Genomic DNA, 22,017 nt, shown 5'->3' with positions numbered 1-22,017 from the left:
CCCGGAAGTACGACCCCCGGCGCATCGTCCGTGACGCCCTGCTCGACGACGACACCCCGGCGCGCGCCGGGGTGTCGTCGTCGAGCAGGGCGTCACGGACGATGCGCCGGGGGTCGTACTTCCGGGGGTCGAGCGCCTCCCAGTCGATGTCCTTGACGTCGTCGCCCAGCTCGTCGTCGACGCGCCGCTTCGCGTCCTGCAGGTAGTGCCGGGCCTGCTTGGTCAGGCGCGCGAGCTGCTCGGCGTACCGGGGCAGCCGCGAGGGTCCGATCACGATCACGGCGACGAGCAGGATCACGAGGAACTCGCCGCCGTTGATGTCGAACACGCGCCCAGGCTACCGCCCGGTGCCCGCGCAGCCCACCGGCTCCCGCGAGGGCCTCAGCCCTGCGCCGACTCGTCCAGGACCACCCGCACGTCGCGCTCCGTCCCGTCGGCCGCGCGGACCCGCAGCAGCACCGCGTCGCCCGGTGTGCGCGCCCGGATCGCGACCACGAGCTCGTCCGACGCGGTGACCGGCCGGCCGTCGATCGACAGGATGACGTCGCCGGCGCGGATGCCGGCGCGGTCCGCCGGGCCGTCCGGGGTGACGGGCTGCTGCGCGCCCTGCGCCTGCGTCGCGACCTGGACGCCCTCGCCGGTGTACTCGCCGTCGAGGAGCACGCCGATGACCGGGTACGTCGCCGTGCCGGTCTCGATGAGCTGCTCCGCGGTGCGTCGCGCCTGGTTGGAGGGGATGGCGAACCCGAGGCCGATGCTGCCGCCGCTCGTGGCCGCCGTGCCGGGCGGCTGCGCGATGGCCGAGTTGATGCCCACGACCTCCCCGGCGGCGTTGACGAGCGGGCCGCCGGAGTTGCCGGGGTTGATCGCCGCGTCGGTCTGCAGCGCGTTGATGAAGGCGGTCGACTCCGTGCCGTCACCGGCCGCGACCGGGCGGTTGCGGGCGCTCACGATGCCGGTGGTGACGGTCCCGGCGAGGCCGAGCGGCGCACCGACCGCGACGACCGGGTCGCCGACCCGGACCTGGTCGGAGTCGCCGAGCACCAGCGGCACCAGCCCCTCGACCTCGATCTTCAGCACGGCGAGGTCGTAGTCCGGGGTGCTGCCGACGACCGTCGCCGGCTCCTGCGAGCCGTCGGCGAGCAGCACCACGACCGTCGCGTCCGCGTCGCCCCCGCCGGCCACGACGTGGTGGTTGGTGAGGATGTACCCGTCCTGGCGCAGCACCATGCCGGAGCCCGTCGAGGAGCCCGCGGCCGACGTGACCTCGATGGACACGACCGACGGCAGCACCTGCTCGGCGATGCCCGCGACGCTGTCCGGGGCGCGGTCGCCCGCGCCGGTACCCACCGCCGCCGGCAGGCCCGCGTCGGCGAGCCGGTCGTCAGCGTTCTCCACCCGGGCGCCGACGAGGCCCCCGAGCACGCCCGCACCGAACGCCGCGACGACGAGGCCCGCGACCACGCCGAGCGGCACCCGGCGCCGGCGGCGCGGACGCAGGGCCGGCCCCACCGGAGCGAACCCCGGCGGCAGCCCGTCGGGGTGCGCGGAGCCGGGCAGGACCGGCAGCACCACGGGCGCCGGAGCGGCACCGGGCTCCGTCGGCAGCGGGGCGGGCGGCAGCAGGGCGGGCGGCTCGGCGGACGTGTCGCGACCGTCGCCGCCGGGGCGCGCGGGCGGCCACACCGGCGCGGGCGCCGTGCCGGGCGCGGACCACGCCGGCGGCGGTGCCCACCCGGCGGGCGGCGCTGCGGGCGGCGGCGCGAACGGGTCCGGCGCGAACGGGTCCGGTGCGGCCGGTCCCGGCGCCGCGAACGGGTTCCGGTTGCGACCGGCGTCCGGCCGGCCCTCGTGCGGCGCCGTCACGGCAGGTGCATCGCGGCGGTGAACGTGTCCCACCCGCGGGTCAGGCGGGCGGGCAGCCCGGAGTCGAACTCCCCGTCCGGGAACTGCGAGACGACCGTCGCGACGTCCGGCCCGGCGTCGGCCGAGACGATCTCGATCACCGTGTCCCCCGACTGCCAGGCGGCGTGCCACGGTGCGCTCGAGAGCAGGTAGACGGTGCGGCCGTCGACGTCGAGCCGGTCGGCGGCCGTGAGCGCGGCGGCGTCCAGGCGCCCGTGCTGCTCGGTGACCACGACGTCCCCCGACGGGCCGGACAGGTCGACCTCGAGGGTCGCGCCGCCGTCCCGCAGCCGCACCGAGGTCACGGACCAGTCGTCCGGCACCTCGGTCGGGCAGGTCCAGCCCTCCGCGCGCATCCACTCCAGGTACTGCTCGGTCGACGCGCCCGCCGCCGGCTCCGCGCCGACGGACACCGGGACGGCGGCCGCGCCGGCGTCGCCGAGCAGCGACAGCGCCTCCGAGGACTCCGTGGCGGGTGCGACCGGCGGCCGGTCCCCCAGCAGGAACAGTCCGACGGCGACCATCCCGAGCCCGGTCAGCGACCCCACGGCCGCGCGGAGCCCGCGTCGTCCGTGCGCGCCGAGCGGGTCGCGCGTCCCGATGAGACCGCGACCGCCGAGCACCCCGCCCCCGAGCACGCCGCCGCCGAGCACGCTGCCCCCGAGCACGCCGCCGCCGAGCAGGCCACGGGAGCCGAGCACGCCGGGCTGCTGGCCGAGCAGCGCGCGGCCGTCGCCGAACGCGGCGGAGGTCCCCCGCGCGCCGGACGGCGGCACGAACGGGTCCATCGGCCGCGACGGCCGCGGGGCGGGTGCGCCGGGTGCGCCGTCGGGGCCGGTCGCGCCGCCCAGGGCGAGCAGCCGCGCGGTGAGGTCGCCGGCCGGCCGGACGTCGTCCACGTCGGACAGCACCCGACGGGCGGCCCGAGCGGCGGCGAGGTCCGAGGCGCACCGCGGGCAGCAGGCGACGTGCGCGAGCGCCCGCTCGGCGGCGGCCGGCGCGAGCTGACCGTCGACGAGGGCGCTGACCCGGTCGCCGAGGTGGCCCGTCATCGGGCACCCGCCGGGGCGGACTGCGCTCTCGGTACGGGGAGGTGGTGCTCCGTGGGCGCACCGGCCTGCGTGGGTGCGCCGGGGTCCGCGGCCGCGCGGACCGCCGCCGGGGCGCGGTGCTCGAGCGCGACGCGCAGCCGTGCGCGGGCCCGGTGGATGCGCGAGCGGACGGTGCCGAGCTTGATGCCCAGGGTGACCGCGATCTCCTCGTAGGACAGGCCCTCGATGTCGCAGAGGACCACGGCGGCGCGGTACTCCGGCGGCAGCTCGTCGAGCGCGCGCTGGATGTCGACGTCGAGGTTGTCGTGCTCGAACGCGCGCTCCGGCCCGGCGCCCGTGGCGGGGTACCGGTCGCCGTCCTCGCCCATCGCGTCCATCCGGATGCGCTGGCGCCGACGGGCCTGGTCGAGGAACAGGTTCGTGGTGATGCGGTGCAGCCAGCCCTCGAACGTGCCCGGCGTGTACGTCGACAGCGAGCGGAACACCCGGACGAAGACCTCCTGCGTGAGGTCCTCGGCGTCGTGCCGGTTGCCCGTCAGCCGGTAGGCCAGTCGGTAGACGCGCGCGGAGTGCTCGCGGACGATCGCCTCCCACGTCGGGGGCTGCCAGTCCGGGTCGGGCAACGGGGTCGCCATCCACGTCCTTCGGGTTCGGGGCCGCGGGTGCGGCACACCAGTCATCCTCCCAGGACGCGGACCGCGGTGCGAACCTGCTCCGCCCCTGTTCACCCAGAACGGACACAGGACCGCTCCGGTTCCCACCCCGCCGGGACGCCGCGGGGTGCGCCCGGGCGCGTCGCGTGCCGCCGCCCGACCGGCGGCCCCGCGCGCACTAGGCTGGCCTGCGCCGACACTCCCGCCCGCACGACGTCCCAGGAGGACACCATCGCCACCGACAAGGCCGCCAGCTGGGTCTACGCGGAGGGCTTCGCCCCCGAGGACGACACCCTGCTGCGCGCGCGCGACCGCGCCGGCGAGCTCGGCTGCACGGCGGTCGCGCCCGGCACCGGTGCGGCGCTGTCGGTCCTGGCCGCCGCGGTGCGCGCCCGCGCCGTGGTCGAGGTCGGCACCGGCGCGGGCGTCAGCGGCCTGCACCTGCTGCGCGGCATGCCGTCCGACGGCGTGCTGACCACCATCGACGTCGAGGTGGAGCACCAGCGCGCGGCCAAGCAGGCGTTCGCCGAGGAGGGCGTGCGGCCCGCGCGCACCCGCACGATCTCCGGCCGCGCCCTCGACGTGCTGCCGCGGCTGACGGACGGCGCGTACGACCTGGTGTTCGTGGACGCGGACATCGAGGGCTACCCGAGCTACGTGGACCAGGCGGTCCGGCTGCTGCGCCCCGGCGGGGTGCTGGCGGTGGACGACGCGCTGTGGCACGACCGGGTCGCGGACCCGGCGCGGCGCGACGAGGCCACGACGATCGTCCGGGAGACGGGCCGCAAGGTCCGCGACGACGACCGGCTGCTCCCGGCGCTCCTCCCGGTCGGCGACGGCCTGCTGGTGGCCGTCCGCCGCTGACCCGGGCGCCGGGGTCGACGGGAGGCCGACGTCGACGGGACGCCGAGGTCGTCACTCGCGCACGAGGTCGTCCCGCAGGACTGACGACCTCGTCCCGTGATGACGACCTCGCGGCACGCGGCGGCACGCGGCGCGTGGCGGCGCCCGGCGCGCGCCGGGCGCCGCCCGACGCGTCAGCGCAGGGCGGTCAGGTAGCGCAGGAGCAGGCGGGCGCCGTAGCCCGTGGCGCCCTCGGTGACCTCGTGCTTGTCCGCCGTCGAGCGCGCGGGACCGGCGATGTCGAGGTGCGCCCACGTGCGGGTGCCCACGAACTCGCGCAGGAACAGCGCGGCGGTGATCGAGCCGCCGCCGTACTTCAGGTCCTGGGGGACGTGCCGGAGGTCGGCGACCGTGGACCGCACCGCGTCGGTGTAGTCCTCGACGAGCGGCATCGTCCAGACCGGCTCCCCCGACTCTGCGGCGGCCGTCTCGATCGCGGCGGCGAGCCGGTCGTCGGTGGCGTACAGCGCAGCGTGCTGCTTGCCGAGCCCGAGGCTCGCGGCGCCGGTGAGCGTCGCGACGTCGAGCAGGACGTCGGGGTCGAGCGTCGCGGCGGCCCACGCGAGGGCGTCCCCGAGCACGAGCCGGCCCTCGGCGTCGGTGTTCGCGATCTCGACGGTCCGGCCGCCCCACATGCGCAGGACGTCGCCGGGCCGGTAGGACGAGGCGCCGAAGTGGTTCTCGGCCAGGGGCAGCACGGCCGTCACCCGGTGCGGCAGCTGCGCGGCGGCCGCACCCAGCACGGTGGCGAGCGCGACGGCGGCGCCCGCCATGTCCGTCTTCATCGGCACCATCGACTCGCGCGGCTTGATGGAGATGCCGCCCGTGTCGTAGGTGATGCCCTTGCCGACGACCACGACGTGCCGCCCGCGGCGCGCACCGGCGCCGGCGTCCGGCTCGTACGACACGGTCACGAGGCGCGGCGGCGACGCGGAGCCCGCGCCGACGGCGAGGATCCCGCCGAAGCCCTGGGCGGCCAGCTCGCGGGGGCCGAGCACGTCGACCCGCACGCCGGCGGCACGCGCGAGGTCTCCCGCGCGGTCCGCCACCCACTCCGGGGTCTTGATGCTGGACGGGGTGTTCGCGAGGTCGCGGACCAGCCACGTGGCGGTCGCCCCGCGGACGGCGTCGTCGAGCGCGGCCTGGACGCGCACGCCCTCGCGCCCGACGACGAGCAGCTGCTCGGCGGGCTGCTCGGCGGCGCCGGGCTGCTGGCCGATGCGCTGCACGCGGTACGCGGCGAGCAGGTAGCCCTCGGCGAGCGCGCGCACCGACCGCGGGCCGTCCGAGCCGGGCTCGGTGGCGACGGTGGTGAGCACGCGACGCAGCCCGCGGGTGGCGCGGGCCAGGGCGGCTCCGGCGCGCCGGAGCTCGTCGGGGGTGCCGCCGCCCACGCCGACCAGCACGAGCCGGCGCGGCAGCCCGGACCAGGGCAGCGGGGTGCCCGCGCTGCCGACCGGCCGGGGCAGCAGCAGCGTCCACGCCTCGCCGGGGGCGCCGGTGAGCCCGGCGCGCTCCGCGAGCTCCGCCAGGTCGATGCCGTACCGCGCGGCGGCGTCGGCGGTCCCGCGGCGGGGCTGCAGGTCGTCGTCCGCCTCGGCCGGCGGGGCGACCGGGACGGCCACCGCGTCGACGTCGGGCTCCAGCAGGAGCGGCGACGACGCGAGCGTGCCGGCGGCCAGGGCGACCGCCGGCACCGGCCGGCCGATACGCACCTCGGGGTGCGTCAGGGAACGAGCCACGTCAGAGCGCGCCGTGCCGCGTCAGGAGACGACGGAGGTGAGGGCCTCGCCCAGCTCCTGCGCCTCGGTCGCGTTGAGCTCGACGACGAGTCGGCCACCGCCCTCGAGCGGGACCCGCATGACGATGCCGCGGCCCTCCTTGGTCACCTCGAGCGGACCGTCACCAGTCCTCGGCTTCATCGCGGCCATGCGGGGCTCTCCTTCGCGTCGTGGCTGGGCGTCCGGGTGCCCGAGCCGCTGGTCCCGCGGGGGGCGGGGCGTGCGCGGGCGGGCGTCCGGGGCCCGGATGTCCGACGCTCAGTCTAGTTCACCCAGGCGACAGGGCGGGCCGTGTCCGGTGGTGAGGCTCACGGCGGCCAGCCCGACGGGGGCACCAGGCGCCAGATCCGCCACACCCACACCACCTGCAGCGCGAGCATGAGCACCACCACCGCGCCGGTCCACGCCCACCGGGCCCACCGCGGCCGGGTCACGACGCCGGCGGTCGCCGCGCCCAGCGGGAACGCCAGGACGAGGAACCGCGCCAGGCTGCTGCCGGGCTCGACCGCCGCGGCGAGGTAGAGCAGGTACGCGGCGGACCACGCGTGCAGCTCGCGGCCCAGCCGCCACGTCGACGGGGCGAGCAGGCACGCCAGCACGAGCACGGCCGCGGCGAGCACCACCAGCGGCGCGGCGTCGCCGAACCAGAACGCCGGCACGTAGGTCCAGCCCGCGAACGGCGCCGTCGTCCGCGCGCCCCGCCAGGCCTCCTGCGTCTGCAGGTACGCGTCCGGGACGCCGGTCACCCAGCCGCAGATCGCGATCCACGCGACCCCGGAGAGCACCGCGGTGACCGCGAGCCCCCCGATCCCGAGGAGGTCCCGGCCCGGCGGCCGCTCCCCCTGCCGCCGCCACTCCCGCAGCCGCACCAGCCCGTGCACGAGCACGACGACCGCCATCGGCAGCGCGACCGCACGCGTGAACCCGAGGGCGAGCACCGCGGCGCAGGCCCAGCCGTACCGGCGCGTGACGATCGCCAGGAGCGAGGCCGCGACGAGCAGCAGCGCGAGCGCCTCGGTGTAGCCGACCTGCAGCACGACCGACGTCGGGAACACGCTGACCAGCAGCACGGTCGCCAGCGGCAGCCCGGGGCGGGCGGCGACCGCGCGGGGCGCGCCGCGCACGACGGTCCGGTGCACCAGCAGCACAGCACCGGCACCGGCCAGCAGCGACACGGTCGGGGCGAGCACCGCCCAGGAGCCGCCGGTGAGCGTCATCAGGCCGCGGACCAGCAGCGGGTACAGCGGGAAGAACGCCCACTCGTTCTGCTGGACGAGGCCGTCGGCCCCGACGGGCAGCGTGGTCGGGTAGCCGCCCTCGGCGATCCGCCGGTACCAGGTGGCGTCCCACATCAGGCCCGTGTAGGCGGCGTACCCGGGGGACGCCCCCGTCCAGCCGTTCGCCTCCTGGTGCCGGGCGACGACGAGCAGCAGCACGGCGGAGAACGCGCGCGCCACGGCGTACACCGCGAGCGCCTGCACCCACCACGGCCACGACCGCGGGTCGAGGGGGCGCCGGCGCGCGTCGAGGCCTTGCCCCGGGGAGGGTGCCGTCACGCCAGCCCTCGCACCGCGCGGGCGGGAGGCAGGTCGCCGCGCAGGGCCGCCACCATGTCCACGGTCCGACGGGTCGCACGCACGTCGTGCGCGCGGAACACCCGGGCGCCGAGCCACGCGGCGACCGACGTCGCCGCCAGGGTGCCCTCCAGGCGGTCCTCGGGCGGCAGGTCCAGGGTCTCGCCGACGAAGTCCTTGCGGGACAGGGCGACCAGCACCGGGTGCCCGAGCGCGGTGAGCGCCGCGGTGCGCCGGACCAGGTGCAGCGAGTGCCAGGTGCTCTTGCCGAAGTCGTGCGTGGGGTCGACGAGCACGCTGGAGGGGTGCACGCCCAGGCCGACCGCGCGCGCGGCGGCAGCCCGGAGGGTCGCGAGCACGTCGTCCAGCACGCCGTCGCGCGGGTCCGTGCCCGCGGGGGCGTCGTCCCGCAGGGGGTACGACACCCGCAGCGGGTCGGTGCGGGGCGGCAGCCCGCCGGTGTGCGAGCAGACCACCCCCAGCCCTCGCTCCGCGGCGACCTCCACCAGCGCCGGGTCGTGCCCGGCCCACGTGTCGTTGAGCAGGTCCGCGCCCGCGTCGGCGGCGGCGCGGGCGACCTCGGCGCGCCACGTGTCGACGCTCACCAGCAGGTCCGGGTGCCGCCGCCGGACGCGCTCGACGAGGGGGACGACGCGCGCGATCTCCTCCGCGACGTCCACGGCCGGCCCGCGGCCGGCGCGCACCCCGCCGAGGTCGACCAGGTCGGCGCCCTCCTCCTCCGCGCGGGCGACCGCCGCGTCGGCGCCGTCGTCGTCGTACCGCGCGGCGGCGTAGAACGAGTCCGGCGTGCGGTTCACCACCGCCATGACCACGGGCCGGTCGGGGCCGACCCAGCGGTCGCGCAGCAGCAGCGGCGCCCCCGCCGACGGCACCTCGGCGGGGGGCGGGCCGCCGGGATCGGCTCCGCTCACCCGCGCCCCTCGGCCGCGGCCTCCGCGTCCACCTCCGCCTCGGACTCCTCCTGGGCGCGCGCCGCCGCCTCGGCCGCGGCCTGCTCGGCGGCGCGGATCTCGGCGCCGCGGTCCTGCACGATCCGGACCGCCTCGTCGGGGTCGTCGACCAGCTGGAGCAGGTCCAGGTCGGCCTCGCGGATCATGCCGCGCTCCAGCACGGGCCCGCGCAGCCAGTCGACCATGCCCTGCCAGTAGTCCGAGCCGACCAGGACGATCGGGAACTCGGTGACCTTGTGCGTCTGCACCAGGGTGAGCGCCTCGAACAGCTCGTCGAACGTCCCGAAGCCGCCGGGCAGCACGATGAACCCCTCGGCGTACTTCACGAACATCGTCTTGCGCGCGAAGAAGTACCGGAAGTTGACGCCGAGGTCGACCCACGGGTTCATGCCCTGCTCGAACGGCAGCTCGATCCCCAGCCCGACGGACAGGCCGCCGGCCTCGGTCGCGCCCTTGTTCGCCGCCGACATGATGCCGGGCCCGCCACCGGTGATCACCGCGTACCCCGCCTCGGCCAGCCGCCGGCCGACGGCCTCGCCCAGCGCGAAGTCCGGGTGCTCGGGCAGCGTGCGCGCGGAGCCGAAGACGCTCACCGCCGGGCCGAGCTCGGCGAGCGCGCCGAAGCCCTCCACGAACTCGCTCTGGATGCGCATGACCCGCCACGGGTCGCCGTGCAGCCAGTCCGCGCCGTCGCCGCCGCGCAGCAGCCGCTGGTCGCTGGTGGTCGCAGGGATCTGCCCGCGCCGCAGCAGGACCGGGCCCTTGCGGTAGCCGGAGCCGGGGGCGGGAACGCCGTCGTCACTCATGGGAGCCGACTCTACGGAGTCCCGGCGCGCGCCGCGCCGGACCGGGAGGACACCGGGCGGACGGCGGGTGAACCGTCGGTGACCGCCGCCCTCAGGCCGTCAGCCACGCCCGGAGGGCGTCGTGGCAGAGCTGGAGCTGCGCGACCGGCAGGTGCTCGTCGTCCTTGTGCGCGAGCAGCGGGTCCCCGGGGCCGAAGTTGACCGCCGGGACGCCGAGCGCCGAGAACCGCGCCACGTCGGTCCAGCCGTACTTCGGGGCCGGCGCGCCGCCGGTGACGCCGAGCACGGCGGCCGCGAACTCGGCCGCGGCGGGGTCGTCCAGGCCCGGACGCGCGCCCGCCGCGGAGTCCGTGACGACGACGTCGTACCCGCCGAGCAGGTCGCGGACGTGCTCGGCGGCCTCCTCGACGCTCCGCGACGGCGCGAACCGGTAGTTGACGGTGACGACGCAGCGGTCGGGGATGACGTTCGTCGCGACGCCGCCCTCGATCAGCACGGCGTTCAGGCCCTCGCGGTAGACCAGGCCGTCGACCTCGACGGACGCCGGCTCGTACGCCGCGAGGCGCGCGAGCACCGGCGCGGCGGCGTGGATCGCGTTGACGCCCGTCCAGGCGCGGGCGGAGTGGGCCGCGACGCCGGGCACCCGGACCTGCGCGCGCAGCGTGCCGTTGCAGCCGCCCTCCAGCCCGGCGTCCGTCGGCTCGCACAGCACCGCGAAGTCGGCGGCCAGCCAGTCCGGGTGCGAACGCGCGATCCGCCCGAGGCCGTTCAGCGAGGCGTCGACCTCCTCGTGGTCGTAGAACACCCAGGTGACGTCACGGGTCGGTTCGGACAGCGCGGCCGCGAGCGCCAGCTGCACCGCCACGCCGCCCTTCATGTCGACCGTGCCGCGGCCCCACAGGATCGCGTCGCCCCCCGTGCCCTCCAGCCGGGTGGGCAGGTTGCCGGCGACCGGCACGGTGTCGATGTGCCCGGCGACGACCACCCGCGAGGCCCGGCCGAGCCGCGTCCGGGCGACCACGGCGTCCCCGTCGCGCAGCACCTCCAGGTGCGGGTACGCGCGCAGCGCCTGCTCGATCGCGTCGGCCAGCACACGCTCGTCCCCGCTCACCGACTCGAGGTCGCAGAGGCGCGCCGTGAGCGTCGTCAGGTCGGTGGTCAGGTCGAGCGGGGTGGTGGTCGTCACGCCCGCGACCCTATCGCCGGGCGGTCGCCGGCCCTCCCCGGGCCCCTAGGCTGGACGGCATGAGCGACCGCACCGCCTGGGGCTGGGGCCTGGCCACCGTGACCACCGCAAGCGACTCCGGCACCCCCGGGACCCTGCTGGACGCCTGGTACCCGCAGCCCGCGCTCGGCGCCCCGCCCGCCGACGCCCCCTGCCCGGACGACCTCGCCGCCCTGGCGCGGGCCGACGAGGCGCGGGGAGTGCGCACCGAGGCGGTGCTGACCGTCGTGGACCTGGACGCCGCGCCCGACGGCACCGCGGACGCCTACCTGCGGCTGCACCTGCTGTCGCACCGGCTGGTGCAGCCCAACTCCCTCAACCTGGACGGCATCTTCGCCGCGCTGCCGAACGTCGTGTGGACCGCCCTCGGACCCTGCGCGGTCGAGGGCTTCGAGGCCACCCGCGCACGCCTGCGCGCGGCGACCGGCCGCCCCGTCACCGTGTACGGCGTCGACAAGTTCCCGCGGATGGTGGACTACGTGCTGCCCGAGGGCGTGCGGATCGCCGACGCGGACCGCGTGCGGCTCGGCGCGCACCTCGCGGCCGGCACCACGGTCATGCACGAGGGGTTCGTGAACTTCAACGCCGGCACCCTCGGCGTCTCGATGGTCGAGGGGCGCATCTCCCAGGGCGTCGTGGTCGGCGAGGGCAGCGACATCGGCGGCGGCGCGTCGATCATGGGCACGCTGTCCGGCGGCGGACGCGAGCGCGTGTCGATCGGCCGGCGGTCGCTGCTGGGCGCGAACGCCGGGCTCGGCATCCCGCTCGGCGACGACTGCGTAGTGGAGGCGGGCCTGTACCTGACCGCCGGCACCAAGGTGACGCTGGCGGGCGACACCGGCCCCGACGGCACCCCGCGCGTGGTCAAGGCGCGCGAGCTCGCCGGTGCCGACGGCATCCTGTTCCGGCGCAACTCCCTGACCGGCGGCGTCGAGGCGGTCGGCCGCTCCGGCACCGGCATCACGCTGAACGCGGCGCTGCACGCGAACTGACGCCGTGCCGCGCCCGCCGCGCCCGCCCCGCCGCAGCACCGCCTCCCGGCTGGGGTGCGCCGCGCTGACCGCGGTCGTCGTCCTGGCCGGGGCGGTCGGCGGGGTCGTGTGGTTCCTGGACGGGTCCTCCCCCGCGGCGGCGTCCCGCACCTGCACCGCCAGCGCGGACGGCACCGCGTGGGAGCTGTCCGCCGACCAGGCCGACAACGCCGCGCTGATCGCCGCGACCTCGATGCACCGGGGCCTGCCCGCGCGGGCCGCGACCATCGGGCTGGCGACGGCCCTGCAGGAGTCGCGGCTGATCAACATCGACTACGGGGACCGGGACTCGATCGGGCTGTTCCAGCAGCGCCCGTCGCAGGGCTGGGGCACCGTCGAGCAGATCATGGACCCGCTGTACTCGACCACGCGGTTCTACGACGGACTCGTCCGGGTGCCGGGGTACGCGGACCTGCCCGTCACCGAGGCCGCGCAGGCGGTGCAGCGGTCCGGCTTCCCCGACGCGTACGCGCAGCACGAGGGCCGGTCCCGCGCCTGGGCGTCCGCCCTCACGGGCTGGTCGGCGGCCGCGCTGGACTGCGACCTCGACCCGGCCACCGGCCCGGCCGACGCGGACGCCGTGTCCGCGCGCGTGCAGCGGGACTTCGCCGGCACCGTGACCGCCGCGGTGGACGCGTCGGCCGCGCAGGGCGACGGGCTGGTCGTCGCGCTCGACGCCGCCGCGCTCACCGGTGCGTCCGGCGGCGACCCCGTCCGGTCGGGCTGGGCGGTCGCGCAGTGGGCCGTCGCGGCCGCCGAGGCGCTCGACGTCGTGGCCGTGGACGTCGCGGGCAGCCGCTGGGAGCGCGGCACGCCCGGCTGGCAGGCGGCCGACGCCGCGGGCGCCACCGGCGCCGTGGACACCGTCACCCTCACGCTCGCGCGCTGACCGGCAGCGGCGCGGGGGCGCGAGGGCGCGGGGGCGCAGCGGCGCGGGGGCGCGCCTCAGCGCAGCGCCGCGAACGCCGTGATCTCCTCCCGCAGCAGCTCGGCCATCTCCGCCAGGCCCGCGCCGTCTCCCCCGCCGGCCGCGGCCGCGACCGCGTCGACCTGGGTCGACATGCCCGCGACGATCTCGTCGATCCGCCCGAGCGCCCTGCCGGCCTCGTCGGCGGCCACCTGCGCCGCGACCACCTGCCGCGCGATGTCGTCCGAGCGCGCCGCGGAGTCGTCCGCCAGCGTCCGGACCTCCTCCGCGACGACTGCGAACCCCCGGCCGGCGTCTCCCGCGCGCGCCGCCTCGATGGCCGCGTTGAGGGCGAGCAGGCGCGTGCGGCTGGCGACGGCCTTCACCAGCCCCGTGGCCTCCTCGATCTGCGCGGACGTGTCGGTGAGGCCGCGGACGGTCGCCCGGGACGCCTGCGCGGCGGCCGTGGCGGACTCCGCCGCCGCAGCCAGCGCGGTCGCCGCGGACGCCAGGCCCTGCGCGGAGTCGGCCACGCGCGCGGCGACCCGCACCATCCGCTCGGCGAGGTCCGCCCGCTCGCGCTGGTCCCGCGCCGTCCGGCGGGCGGCGTCCTCCAGCCCCGCGCGGGCCGCGTCGATCTGCACGGCGCCGTCCCGGAACGCGCCCGGCATGCCGCGCCGCAGGAACCGGCGGTGGAACCGGCCCTCGCCGGCCGCCGTCAGGGACGCGCGCGACTCGCGGACGTAGGCGTCGACCAGGTCGGCCACCCGGTTGAGGGCGACGCGGGCGCGCTGGACGGAGTCGCCGCCCGGGAGCGCGGGGAGCCGGTCCTCGAGGTCCCCCGCGGCCAGCCGGTCGCAGAAGGCGGCGATCCGGTCGAGCGCCTGCTCGGTGGCGTGGTCCGCGGCCGGCGCGGCGACGCGCCGGCTCACCGGGCAGCCCCGACGGTCAGGGTGGCCGCGGTCGGCAGGGTCGCCGCCGTCAGCGGGGTCGCGGCCGTCGGCGGGGTGGCCGGGCGGGCCGCGTCCACGGCGTCGTCGGCCCCCGCGAGAGACCAGACCAGCTCGTCGTAGGTCGCGCCCGCCCGCGCCAGCTCCGCCTCCAGCGCCACGGCCCCCGCCGCCAGCGCGTCCGGCGTGCGGGTGTGCGCGTCCTCCGCGGCGCGGACCCGCGCGTACAGCTCGGCGACGGTCCGCCGCGTTCCCGGCGGCACCCAGCGGCGGTTGGAGTGGTAGCCGACGACCCGCCCGCCGGGCCCGAGCGACGCGGTGACGTGCGCCAGCACCCAGTAGTGCCCGCCGTCCGCCGCGAGGTTCAGCACGTACGCGAACAGCTCCCTGCCGGTGGGGATGACGTCCCACATCAGCCGGAACACCGCCCGCGGCATCGCGGGGTGCCGGATCAGGTTGTGCGGCTGCCCCAGGATCTGCTGCTCGTCGTAGCCGCTGACGCGCACGAACACGTCGTTGGCGTACGTGACCAGCCCCCTGGGGTCGGTCTTGGAGACGATGATCTCCTCGGGCCCGAAGGCTCGTTCGACGCCGGTCGGCCGCACCGCGCGTCGCCCACGCACGGGATCGGTCCGCCGGCCGGTGCCGCGCGTGTCCTGCGCGGCCTCAGTGGGCGACATGCCGACCCGATCGGTCCGGAGTGCGGCGATCTGACCGTTTCGCCGGGACCGATCGGCGGGAAGCGATTGCCCGTTCCCGCAGGTCAGGCGAGGTGCGCACGGACTGCGCCCCGTGGACGGGACTGCGCCCGCAGCAGAGGGCGCAGTCCCGGCGATCGGGCGCGGTCTCGGCGCGCGGGCGCGGTCTCGGCCCGCGGGCGCGGGCGCCGGAGCGCCCGGGAGGTCAGCGGGCGTCGGCCGCCACGTAGTCGCGCTCGGTCGCGCCGGAGTAGACCTGCCGCGGGCGGCCGATCTTCGTCTGCGGGTCGGTCATCATCTCGCGCCACTGCGCGATCCAGCCGGGCATGCGCCCCAGCGCGAACAGCGGCGTGAACATGCGCTCCTCGAAGCCCATCGCCTTGTAGATGAGCCCCGTGTAGAAGTCGACGTTCGGGTACAGCTTGCGCGAGATGAAGTACTCGTCGGACAGCGCGATCTCCTCGAGGGTGCGCGCGATGTCCAGCAGCTCGTTGTTGCCGCCGAGGGCCGCCAGCACGGCGTCGGCGCTCTCCTTGACGATGGCCGCGCGCGGGTCGTAGTTCTTGTAGACCCGGTGCCCGAAGCCCATGAGCCGGACGCCCTGCTCCTTGTTCTTCACGCGGCGCATGAAGTCCGAGGCGTCGCCGCCGTTGGCCTGGATCTCCGCGAGCATCTTCAGCACGGCCTCGTTCGCGCCGCCGTGCAGCGGGCCCGACAGGGCGTTGATGCCCGCCGCGACGGACGCGTAGAGGTTCGCGTGGCTGGAGCCGACGATCCGGACGGTCGACGTCGAGCAGTTCTGCTCGTGGTCGGCGTGCAGGATCAGCAGCTTGTCGAGCGCGCGCACCACGGTGGGGTCGACGTCGTACTGCTGGTACGGGACGGCGAAGGTCATCCGCAGGAAGTCCTCGATGTACCCGCGCGAGTAGTCGGGGTACAGCAGCGGCTCGCCGCGGGACGTGCGGTGCAGGTACGACGTGATGGTCCGCGTCTTGGCGAGGATCAGCACCGTGGCCAGCTCGACGGTCTCGGGGTCGAACGGGTCGAGGGACTCCGGGTAGAACGTGGCGAGCGCGTTGATCGCCGACGACATGACGGCCATCGGGTGCGCACCGGACGGGAACGTGCCCATGAAGGTGCGGAAGTTCTCGTGCACGAAGGTGTGCCGGTTGACCCGCTCGACGAAGGCGTCCAGCTGGTCCGGCGTCGGCAGCTCGCCGTTGATCAGCAGGTACGCGACCTCGAGGAACGACGACTTCTCCGCGAGCTGGTCGATCGGGTAGCCGCGGTAGCGCAGGATGCCCGCGTCGCCGTCGATGTAGGTGATCTGCGACTCGCAGGACGCGGTGTTCATGAAGCCGGGGTCGACGGTGACCAGGCCGGTCTCGCGCAGCAGGGACGACACGACGACGCCGTCGTTGCCCTCGGTGGCGCGGACCACCGGCAGGTCGTGCGGGGTGCCGTTGACGACCAGCTGGACGGGCTCGGTGGCGACGTCGGACATGGCGCTCCTCCTCGGGCGGTGTGCGAACGGGACCTCGTCCCTGGTCGCGAGGTCGTGCGATGGCCGGCGGCCGCTGCGGTGCGGGCGCGCCACGGGGGTGGCGTCGGCCTGCCCTGACGGTACTTCCCGTCCGGGGGCTCGACCATCCCGAGGCTCGCGCGTGGCCTGTGACCCCGGTCACAGGGCCTGGCCGGGTGCTGTCAGCCGGCCGGGACCGCCGCGAGGCGCTCCACCGCGGCGGCGACCCGCTCGTCGGTGGCGGTCAGGGCCACGCGCACGTGCCGCGGCGCACCGTAGAACGAGCCCGGCGCCACGAGGACGCCGCGGTCGGCCAGCCGGGCGACCGTGGCCCAGCAGTCGTCGTCGCCGGCAGCCGGGCGCGCCCACAGGTACAGGCCCGCGGCGGACCGGTCGACGACGAGGCCGGCGCCGCCGAGCGCCGCCAGCAGGGCCGTCCGCCGGGTGCGGTACCGCTCGCGCTGCTCGGCCACGTGCGCGTCGTCGCCGAGCGCGACCGTCATGGCCGCCTGCACCGGCGCGGGCACGATCATCCCGGCGTGCTTGCGGGTGGCGAGCAGGTCGGCGACCAGCGCCGGGTCCCCCGCCGCGAACGCCGCCCGGTACCCCGCGAGGTTCGACTGCTTGGACAGCGAGTACAGCGCCAGCAGCCCGGTGACGTCGCCGTCGGTGACCCGCGGGTCGAGCACGCTCGGCACCCCGTCGGTCGCCCACGGCTCGTCCCAGGCGAGCTCGGCGTAGCACTCGTCGGACGCCACGACGACGGGCCGGCCGGTGCGGGCCTGCACGGCGCGCGCCGCCTCGACGACCGCGCGCAGGTCCTGCGCCGCCAGCACGCGGCCGTCCGGGTTGCCCGGCGAGTTCAGCCACACGAGCCGCACCCGGTCGCCGTCCGGACCCGACAGCAGCGCGACGGGGTCGTCCGTAGCCACCGGCTCGGCGCCGGCCAGCCGGGCACCCACGTCGTACGTCGGGTAGGCCGCCGCGGGGTGCGCCACCAGGTCGCCCGCCCCGAGGCCGAGGAGCGCGGGCAGCAGCGCCACGAGCTCCTTCGACCCCACGGTCGGCAGCACGCCGGCCGGGTCCAGGCCCGGCACGCCGCGGCGCCGGGCGAACCACGCGACGACGGCCTCCCGCAGCGCCGGCGTGCCCCACGTCTGCGGGTACCCGGGCGCGTCCGCGGCGTCGGCGAGCGCGCGCCGGACCAGAGCCGGGGTGGGGTCCACCGGGGTGCCGACGGACAGGTCGACGATGCCGCCGGGGTGCGCCCGCGCGCGGTCGCCGTACGGGGTCAGCGTGTCCCAGGGGAAGTCCGGCAGGGCACCGGTCAGCAGGCCCACGCGCTCTACTCGCCGTGCACCTGGAGCGGCAGCGTCGCGATGATCGGGTGGTCCTTCTCGATCATGCCCATCTTCGCCGCGCCGCCCGGGGAGCCCAGGTCGTCGAAGAACTCGACGTTCGCCTTGTAGTACTCGGTCCACTGCTCGGGGACGTCGTCCTCGTAGTAGATGGCCTCGACCGGGCACACCGGCTCGCAGGCGCCGCAGTCCACGCACTCGTCGGGGTGGATGTACAGCGACCGCTTGCCCTCGTAGATGCAGTCGACCGGACACTCCTCGATGCACGCCTTGTCCTTGACGTCCACGCAGGGCTGGGCGATCACATAGGTCACGGTGCGTCCTCCACGCTCGGCTGCCAGGGCGGTCGGGCGGCGGTCCGGTTCGGTCGGGCTGGCGGCTCCTAGTATCGCTCACCTGCGCACCGACGGCGCAGTCACGACCGCAGTCCCTGCCGAGAGGAGCGCCACAGTGACGGACGACCCGGGAGCCCCCGACGCACCGTGGCGCGCGTGGCACGTCGGGCAGCGCGTCGTGGTGCGGCGGCGCCTGCCCCCCGGGGAGCCGCAGCCCTACACGGACGTGCTCGGCGACCTGGTGGCCGTCGACGACGCCGGGGTGACCGTCCGCACCCGCCGGTCGGGCGACGTGCGGGTCCCGGGCGCGGAGATCGCGATCGGCAAGCTCGTCCCGCCCGCGCCGGAACGCCGGCGCCCGCGCCCCTGACCGGTCCGGGGCGCGGCGCGCGCGTCAGCCCGCCGGGGGCGCCGTCGCCGGGTCGGTGCCGCACACCACGCGGTTCTGCGGCTTGTACGTCCAGGTGTACGGCTCCGTGGCGACGACCGCGCCGTTCAGCTTGACCGTCCGGGTCACGGTGATCCGGAACCCGGGGTTGCCGGGCGACTGCGGCTCGCAGGTCGGCGACTGGGAGTACACGGTGGTCGGCTGCACGACGTTGGTCTTCGGGCCGGACTCCGACGTGACCTCCCAGTACGGCGTGCTCCACAGCCGCACCCAGGTCTTGCCGTCCGCCACCCACGCCTGCACGAGCGCGCCGTACGGGGTGTTGTTCTTCCACCTCATGTCGAGCGTGCCGGTGTAGATCGTCGCCTCGCGGCCCGCCGGGTACCGGGTGAACCACTCCGAGTGCGGCTTGTGCTCGACGTCCTCCATGCCGGCCAGGTAGGCGGCGTTGAAGGTCGTGGTCGACAGCTGCGACAGCCCGCCGCCCCACGCGTCGGTGTGCTCGCCGTTGACGATCGCGCCGGCCGTGGTGAACCCGTGGGCGGCGTCGATCGGGCCCAGGGCGTCCGTGAGGCTGAACGTCTCCCCCGGGCGGACCAGCGTGCCGTTGATCGCGGCCGCACCGGCGGCGATGTTCTGCGTGCGGCGCGGCTCGCTGGTCAGCGGCGTGGAGAACTCCGAGACCACCTGCGCGACCCCGAGCGCCTCCAGCGCGGCCGTGGACTGCGCGGGGTCGGACTGCACGAGCTCGACCGTCGCGGTGCGCGCGTCGCCGCTCGCCGCCGTGGCGACCGCCTGCGCGAGGGTCGCGGGGTCGAGCGTCGTCCCGGGCGTGCCGGGGACGATCACCGGGCTGCCGCTGGACAGGTCGAACGTGGCGTCGGAGGACGTCGTCAGCAGGTTCGTCGTGCGCGCGAGCACGGCCTCGACCAGCGCGGCGCCGTCCATCTGCAGCACCAGGTCCGAGTCCTGCGGCACGAACGACGACACGGCGGTCAGCACGTCGGCCGGGAGCTCGACCGCCTGGCCGCCCACGGTCAGCTGCACGGGTGCGGCGGCGACACGGGCCGCGACCTCCTGCAGCGCGGTGTCGGTCTCCTCCTGCGTGATGTCGGGCTCGACCGCCTCGGTCGTCAGCTCGAGCGGCCGCGCCGCGGTCAGCCAGTCCTCGGCGAGCGTCTCCCGCACGGCGTCGGCGTCCAGCGCCCAGCCGTCGACGGCCTCCACCGCGTGCGGCTCCCCGTCGGCGAACACGATCGACCCGTCGACCGGGGCGAGCGCGAGCGTGCCGGTGAGGTTCTCCACCGCGGCGTCGAGGGCGTCCTCGTCGACGTGGGTCACGGGCGCCTCGCTGCCGCCGCCGACCAGGTGCTGCCAGAGCCGCTGCGGCCGCAGGTCCACGCCGGTGAGCCCGTCGACCGTCGCCGGCACGTCCAGCGTCAGGCCCGCGGCCGCCGGGTCGACGGACCCCGTCATCTCCTCCGCCGCAACCGGGACCGGCTCGCCTGCGAGGTCGCCGAGCCCGTCGTTGAGTGCCTGCTCGGCGCGGTCGCTGGTCATCCCGCCGACCTCGACGCCCGCGACGGTCGTCCCGCGGGGCACCCGGTCGGCCAGCGCGTACGCGGCACCGACGTACGCACCGCCGAGCACGACGACCACGCCCGCGACGATCAGGACGGTCCGCAGCCGGCGACGGCGCGGGCGGTCGGGCTCGAACTCGTCGAGCGGGGACCACGAGTCCCCCGGGCCGTCCCCGTCGACGACGGGCTCGGTGCCCTCCGCGCTGCCCTTGGCCATCCAGGTTCCCCCTCGCGAGACGCGGCGCGCAGGTCACCACGCCGCGAGCGATTCTACGGGGGCGGCTCGTCCCGCCGCCGCGCCACCGCCCCGTTTGCCCCGGTCCGGCAGGTCACGACTTCACAACGGCCCGGCCGCCGCCGCGCGGAGCAGGTCAGCGCAGGCCGCGGACCCGGCGCCGCAGGTGCACGAGGCTGCCCGCCTCGGCGTCGCCCTCGCGGGACTCCAGCACCTGCCCGACGACGAGGTCGTGGTCCCCGGCCGCGACGACCTGCGCCGTCCGGCACTCGAACCACGCGGCGGCACCGGTCACCCACGCGGCGCCGGAGCGCGGCGCCGGCTCGTGCGGGACGCGCCCGAGCTGCCCGATCGCCGGGCGCCCCGGCGAGGCCAGCCAGTCGGCGACGGGCGCCTGGTCGTCCGCGAGCACGCTGACCGCCCACGTGTCGACGTCGTCGAGCGCCTCCCGCAGGCGGGCGTCCTGGTGCACGCAGAACAGGAGCATCGGCGGCTCGAGGGACACGGACGTCACCGCGCTGGCGGTCATCGCGTGGTCGAGCCCGCGCCAGCGCACCGCGACCACGGCGACGCCGGCGGGGAGCCGGCTGATCGCGCTCCGGTAGGCGTCCGTGGCCGCCTGACCGGTGACGGCGCCGTCCCCGAAGAGCGGGTCGACGCGGGTCACGGCGCGGCCGGGGTCGCCGGGGTCGCCGGGGTCGCCGAGGGCCCTGCCGCGCGGCGCCGCAGCGGGACGTCCGCAAACCACGCCCGTGGCGCGAGGGCGACCGCCAGGCCGACCGCCAGCGCGCCGAGCGTCCACACCCACCCGATCGGGCCGTCGGCCGGCACCAGCACGTCCCCGCCGGGGCCGCGCCCGGACAGGACCTGCGCGGACACGAACAGCCCGACCAGCAGGGCGAGCGACCCGCGCCAGTCCGATGCGGCGCGCACCGAGACCGCCGCGGCGAGCACGAGCAGCAGGCACACGACCACGCCCCACGGCCGCTCCGAGCGGTGCATCACCGTGCCGACGGCGCCGACGAGCACGCCCAGCAGCAGGGCGCCCAGCAGGCGGAGGACGAGGCGGAGGGTCAGGCGCGGCACGGGCGTCAGGCTACGTCCGGCGCCGGGCGCGCGTCACGCGGGTGCGCCACCCGTGCACCGGGCGGCAGCGGCAGGTCCGCGCGCGGCGCCCGGCGCGGTGCCCACCGATAGCACTCCTCCGGCAGGACGGGCGCGAGCACGAGGTTCGACAGGGCCAGGCACGCGACGGCCCCGGGGTGGTCGAGCGGGCGGACGGCCTGCACCTGGGTGGCGTGCGCGCGCAGGGCCGCGAGCACGCGGTCGCGGACGGGGCGCACGTCGACCACCAGGTCGACCGGGCCCGGCACTGCCACGGACGGCAGCGGGCCCTCCGGGTCGGGGAGCGCGAGAGGGGACTCGCGGGTCGCGCGACGGTCGTCGGCGTGCGCGGCGAGCACGGCGGCCACGCCCGGGTCGTCCGCCAGGGCGGCGTACCCCGCGCGCAGGGCGCCGGCCGGCGCGACGGCCCACGCGACGCCGGGCGACCAGGTCGCGCCGGACCCCCACGCCGGGTCCGCCGCGAGCTCCACGGCGCGCGTCGTCACCTCGTGCGCCCGGACGTGGTCGGGGTGGCCGTAGCCGCCGCCGGGCTCGTACGTGACGACGAGGTCGGGCCGGCGCTCCCGGATCAGCCCGGCCAGCCGCCCGACGGCATCGCCGAGCGGCACCGCGACGAACGCCCCGGACGGCACGTCCCCCGTGCCACCGGCCCGCCCGACCCCCAGCCAGGCCATCCCGGAGTCCTCGTACCGCGGTCCGGGCAGGACCGGTGGGACCGGGGCAGGGAGGGTGTCCAGGAAGCGGTGGTCCCGGACGCCCAGCGCGGCGACCGCCGCCGCGACCTCACGCTCCCGGTGCCGGGCCAGCGCCGGGCCGTCGCCCTCCAGGTGCGCCAGCGCCGCGCCGATCACCTCGCCGCGCTCCCCGCGGGTGCAGGTCACGACGGTCACCGGCAGCCCGGCGGCGGCCCACGTCGCGAGCAGCGCGCCGGACGTCAGCGTCTCGTCGTCCGGGTGCGCGTGCACCGCGAGCACGCCCCCCGTGGGGGACGTGCTCGCGGTCAGGTGCATCGGAGACG

The 22,017-nt window shown here is 76.8% G+C and carries 23 protein-coding genes; 4 read left to right on the top strand and 19 right to left on the bottom strand.

Features of this window, described 5'->3' with window-relative positions; translation table 11 throughout:
* From KJP73_RS12035 to sigE, 4 genes are all read right to left on the bottom strand, one after another.
* Positions 1 to 328: twin-arginine translocase TatA/TatE family subunit (locus KJP73_RS12035; RefSeq protein ID WP_213283100.1), on the bottom strand; the 328-nt coding region annotated here is incomplete at its 3' end.
* Between the two features lie 53 nt (positions 329 to 381).
* Entirely contained in the window at positions 382 to 1,866 is a 1,485-nt protein-coding gene (locus KJP73_RS12030; protein ID WP_213283099.1) for a S1C family serine protease, read from the bottom strand.
* Positions 1,863 to 2,957: a zf-HC2 domain-containing protein gene (locus KJP73_RS12025; protein ID WP_213283098.1), complete on the bottom strand. Its 1,095-nt coding sequence runs from the start codon at positions 2,955 to 2,957 to the stop codon at positions 1,863 to 1,865. The genes KJP73_RS12030 and KJP73_RS12025 overlap by 4 nt, the downstream gene beginning before the upstream one ends.
* Positions 2,954 to 3,592 (bottom strand): RNA polymerase sigma factor SigE, encoded by a 639-nt coding sequence (sigE, locus tag KJP73_RS12020; protein WP_213283097.1) that lies wholly within the window; start codon positions 3,590 to 3,592, stop codon positions 2,954 to 2,956. The genes KJP73_RS12025 and sigE overlap by 4 nt, the downstream gene beginning before the upstream one ends.
* 249 nt (positions 3,593 to 3,841) lie before the next feature.
* On the opposite strand from sigE, the gene KJP73_RS12015 reads away from it, so the two are divergent.
* Entirely contained in the window at positions 3,842 to 4,474 is a 633-nt protein-coding gene (locus tag KJP73_RS12015; protein WP_213283105.1) for an O-methyltransferase, read from the top strand.
* A 173-nt stretch (positions 4,475 to 4,647) separates the two neighbouring features.
* Here KJP73_RS12015 and KJP73_RS12010 read toward each other — a convergent pair whose 3' ends face one another.
* The 6 genes from KJP73_RS12010 to dapE all read right to left on the bottom strand — a co-directional run bounded on the left by KJP73_RS12010 (position 4,648) and on the right by dapE (position 10,831).
* Positions 4,648 to 6,255, bottom strand: a complete 1,608-nt coding sequence (locus KJP73_RS12010) for a leucyl aminopeptidase family protein (RefSeq protein ID WP_213283096.1) — start codon at positions 6,253 to 6,255, stop codon at positions 4,648 to 4,650.
* Positions 6,256 to 6,276: 21 nt separating this feature from the next.
* Entirely contained in the window at positions 6,277 to 6,444 is a 168-nt protein-coding gene (locus tag KJP73_RS12005; RefSeq protein ID WP_082812748.1) for a DUF3117 domain-containing protein, read from the bottom strand.
* Positions 6,445 to 6,602: 158 nt separating this feature from the next.
* The gene (locus tag KJP73_RS12000; RefSeq protein ID WP_213283095.1) at positions 6,603 to 7,850 is read right to left on the bottom strand and encodes a hypothetical protein; all 1,248 of its coding nucleotides are present in this window, start codon (positions 7,848 to 7,850) and stop codon (positions 6,603 to 6,605) included.
* Positions 7,847 to 8,800, bottom strand: a complete 954-nt coding sequence (gene folP, locus KJP73_RS11995) for a dihydropteroate synthase (protein ID WP_213283094.1) — start codon at positions 8,798 to 8,800, stop codon at positions 7,847 to 7,849. The genes KJP73_RS12000 and folP overlap by 4 nt, the downstream gene beginning before the upstream one ends.
* Positions 8,797 to 9,645, bottom strand: coding sequence for a TIGR00730 family Rossman fold protein (locus tag KJP73_RS11990; RefSeq protein ID WP_213283093.1), 849 nt, complete (start codon positions 9,643 to 9,645; stop codon positions 8,797 to 8,799). Before KJP73_RS11990 ends, folP begins: the two co-directional genes overlap by 4 nt.
* Positions 9,646 to 9,736: 91 nt before the next feature.
* Positions 9,737 to 10,831 (bottom strand): succinyl-diaminopimelate desuccinylase, encoded by a 1,095-nt coding sequence (gene dapE, locus KJP73_RS11985; RefSeq protein ID WP_213283092.1) that lies wholly within the window; start codon positions 10,829 to 10,831, stop codon positions 9,737 to 9,739.
* A gap of 59 nt (positions 10,832 to 10,890) precedes the next feature.
* On the opposite strand from dapE, the gene dapD reads away from it, so the two are divergent.
* The gene (dapD, locus tag KJP73_RS11980) at positions 10,891 to 11,862 is read left to right on the top strand and encodes a 2,3,4,5-tetrahydropyridine-2,6-dicarboxylate N-succinyltransferase (RefSeq protein WP_213283091.1); all 972 of its coding nucleotides are present in this window, start codon (positions 10,891 to 10,893) and stop codon (positions 11,860 to 11,862) included.
* 4 nt (positions 11,863 to 11,866) lie between these two features.
* Positions 11,867 to 12,790, top strand: coding sequence for a hypothetical protein (locus tag KJP73_RS11975; protein WP_213283090.1), 924 nt, complete (start codon positions 11,867 to 11,869; stop codon positions 12,788 to 12,790).
* Between the two features lie 56 nt (positions 12,791 to 12,846).
* Here KJP73_RS11975 and KJP73_RS11970 read toward each other — a convergent pair whose 3' ends face one another.
* The 5 genes from KJP73_RS11970 to fdxA form a co-directional block, all read right to left on the bottom strand.
* Positions 12,847 to 13,740, bottom strand: coding sequence for a methyl-accepting chemotaxis protein (locus KJP73_RS11970; protein ID WP_249669333.1), 894 nt, complete (start codon positions 13,738 to 13,740; stop codon positions 12,847 to 12,849).
* On the bottom strand, positions 13,737 to 14,438 hold the full coding sequence (locus tag KJP73_RS11965) for a PAS domain-containing protein (protein ID WP_213283089.1): 702 nt from the start codon (positions 14,436 to 14,438) through the stop codon (positions 13,737 to 13,739). Before KJP73_RS11965 ends, KJP73_RS11970 begins: the two co-directional genes overlap by 4 nt.
* A 223-nt stretch (positions 14,439 to 14,661) precedes the next feature.
* Positions 14,662 to 15,960, bottom strand: a complete 1,299-nt coding sequence (locus tag KJP73_RS11960) for a citrate synthase (protein ID WP_213283088.1) — start codon at positions 15,958 to 15,960, stop codon at positions 14,662 to 14,664.
* Positions 15,961 to 16,160: 200 nt separating this feature from the next.
* Complete coding sequence (dapC, locus tag KJP73_RS11955) at positions 16,161 to 17,318, bottom strand: succinyldiaminopimelate transaminase (RefSeq protein ID WP_213283087.1); 1,158 nt, start codon at positions 17,316 to 17,318, stop codon at positions 16,161 to 16,163.
* A gap of 5 nt (positions 17,319 to 17,323) precedes the next feature.
* Entirely contained in the window at positions 17,324 to 17,650 is a 327-nt protein-coding gene (gene fdxA, locus KJP73_RS11950; protein ID WP_213283086.1) for a ferredoxin, read from the bottom strand.
* Positions 17,651 to 17,786: 136 nt separating this feature from the next.
* On the opposite strand from fdxA, the gene KJP73_RS11945 reads away from it, so the two are divergent.
* A complete protein-coding gene (locus tag KJP73_RS11945; RefSeq protein WP_213283085.1) occupies positions 17,787 to 18,041 on the top strand; it encodes a putative acetyltransferase in 255 nt (84 codons plus the stop codon).
* A gap of 24 nt (positions 18,042 to 18,065) precedes the next feature.
* Here the strand turns inward: KJP73_RS11945 and KJP73_RS11940 are convergent, their stop codons facing one another.
* The 4 genes from KJP73_RS11940 to KJP73_RS11925 all read right to left on the bottom strand — a co-directional run bounded on the left by KJP73_RS11940 (position 18,066) and on the right by KJP73_RS11925 (position 22,009).
* Complete coding sequence (locus tag KJP73_RS11940; RefSeq protein WP_213283084.1) at positions 18,066 to 19,856, bottom strand: VanW family protein; 1,791 nt, start codon at positions 19,854 to 19,856, stop codon at positions 18,066 to 18,068.
* Positions 19,857 to 20,010: 154 nt separating this feature from the next.
* Positions 20,011 to 20,541: a flavin reductase family protein gene (locus tag KJP73_RS11935; RefSeq protein ID WP_213283083.1), complete on the bottom strand. Its 531-nt coding sequence runs from the start codon at positions 20,539 to 20,541 to the stop codon at positions 20,011 to 20,013.
* A complete protein-coding gene (locus KJP73_RS11930) occupies positions 20,538 to 20,960 on the bottom strand; it encodes a hypothetical protein (RefSeq protein ID WP_249669331.1) in 423 nt (140 codons plus the stop codon). Before KJP73_RS11930 ends, KJP73_RS11935 begins: the two co-directional genes overlap by 4 nt.
* 5 nt (positions 20,961 to 20,965) lie before the next feature.
* A complete protein-coding gene (locus KJP73_RS11925) occupies positions 20,966 to 22,009 on the bottom strand; it encodes a PIG-L family deacetylase (protein WP_213283082.1) in 1,044 nt (347 codons plus the stop codon).
* Positions 22,010 to 22,017: the final 8 nt, after the last annotated feature.

The sequence above is a fragment of the Cellulomonas hominis genome, assembly GCF_901521055.1.
Taxonomy (GTDB): Bacteria; Actinomycetota; Actinomycetes; order Actinomycetales; family Cellulomonadaceae; genus Cellulomonas; species Cellulomonas endometrii.
Note: the sequence above shows the minus strand (reverse complement) of the source record. Positions and strands in the feature narration are given on the sequence as shown.

Coding starts and splice junctions, on each gene's coding strand:
- KJP73_RS12025 (WP_213283098.1), bottom strand. CDS start 2,957: ATGACGGGCCACCTCGGCGACCGGGTCAGCGCCCTCGTCGACGGTCAG.
- sigE (WP_213283097.1), bottom strand. CDS start 3,592: ATGGCGACCCCGTTGCCCGACCCGGACTGGCAGCCCCCGACGTGGGAG.
- KJP73_RS12005 (WP_082812748.1), bottom strand. CDS start 6,444: ATGGCCGCGATGAAGCCGAGGACTGGTGACGGTCCGCTCGAGGTGACC.
- KJP73_RS11990 (WP_213283093.1), bottom strand. CDS start 9,645: ATGAGTGACGACGGCGTTCCCGCCCCCGGCTCCGGCTACCGCAAGGGC.
- dapD (WP_213283091.1), top strand. CDS start 10,891: ATGAGCGACCGCACCGCCTGGGGCTGGGGCCTGGCCACCGTGACCACC.
- KJP73_RS11965 (WP_213283089.1), bottom strand. CDS start 14,438: ATGTCGCCCACTGAGGCCGCGCAGGACACGCGCGGCACCGGCCGGCGG.
- KJP73_RS11960 (WP_213283088.1), bottom strand. CDS start 15,960: ATGTCCGACGTCGCCACCGAGCCCGTCCAGCTGGTCGTCAACGGCACC.
- KJP73_RS11940 (WP_213283084.1), bottom strand. CDS start 19,856: ATGGCCAAGGGCAGCGCGGAGGGCACCGAGCCCGTCGTCGACGGGGAC.
- KJP73_RS11925 (WP_213283082.1), bottom strand. CDS start 22,009: ATGCACCTGACCGCGAGCACGTCCCCCACGGGGGGCGTGCTCGCGGTG.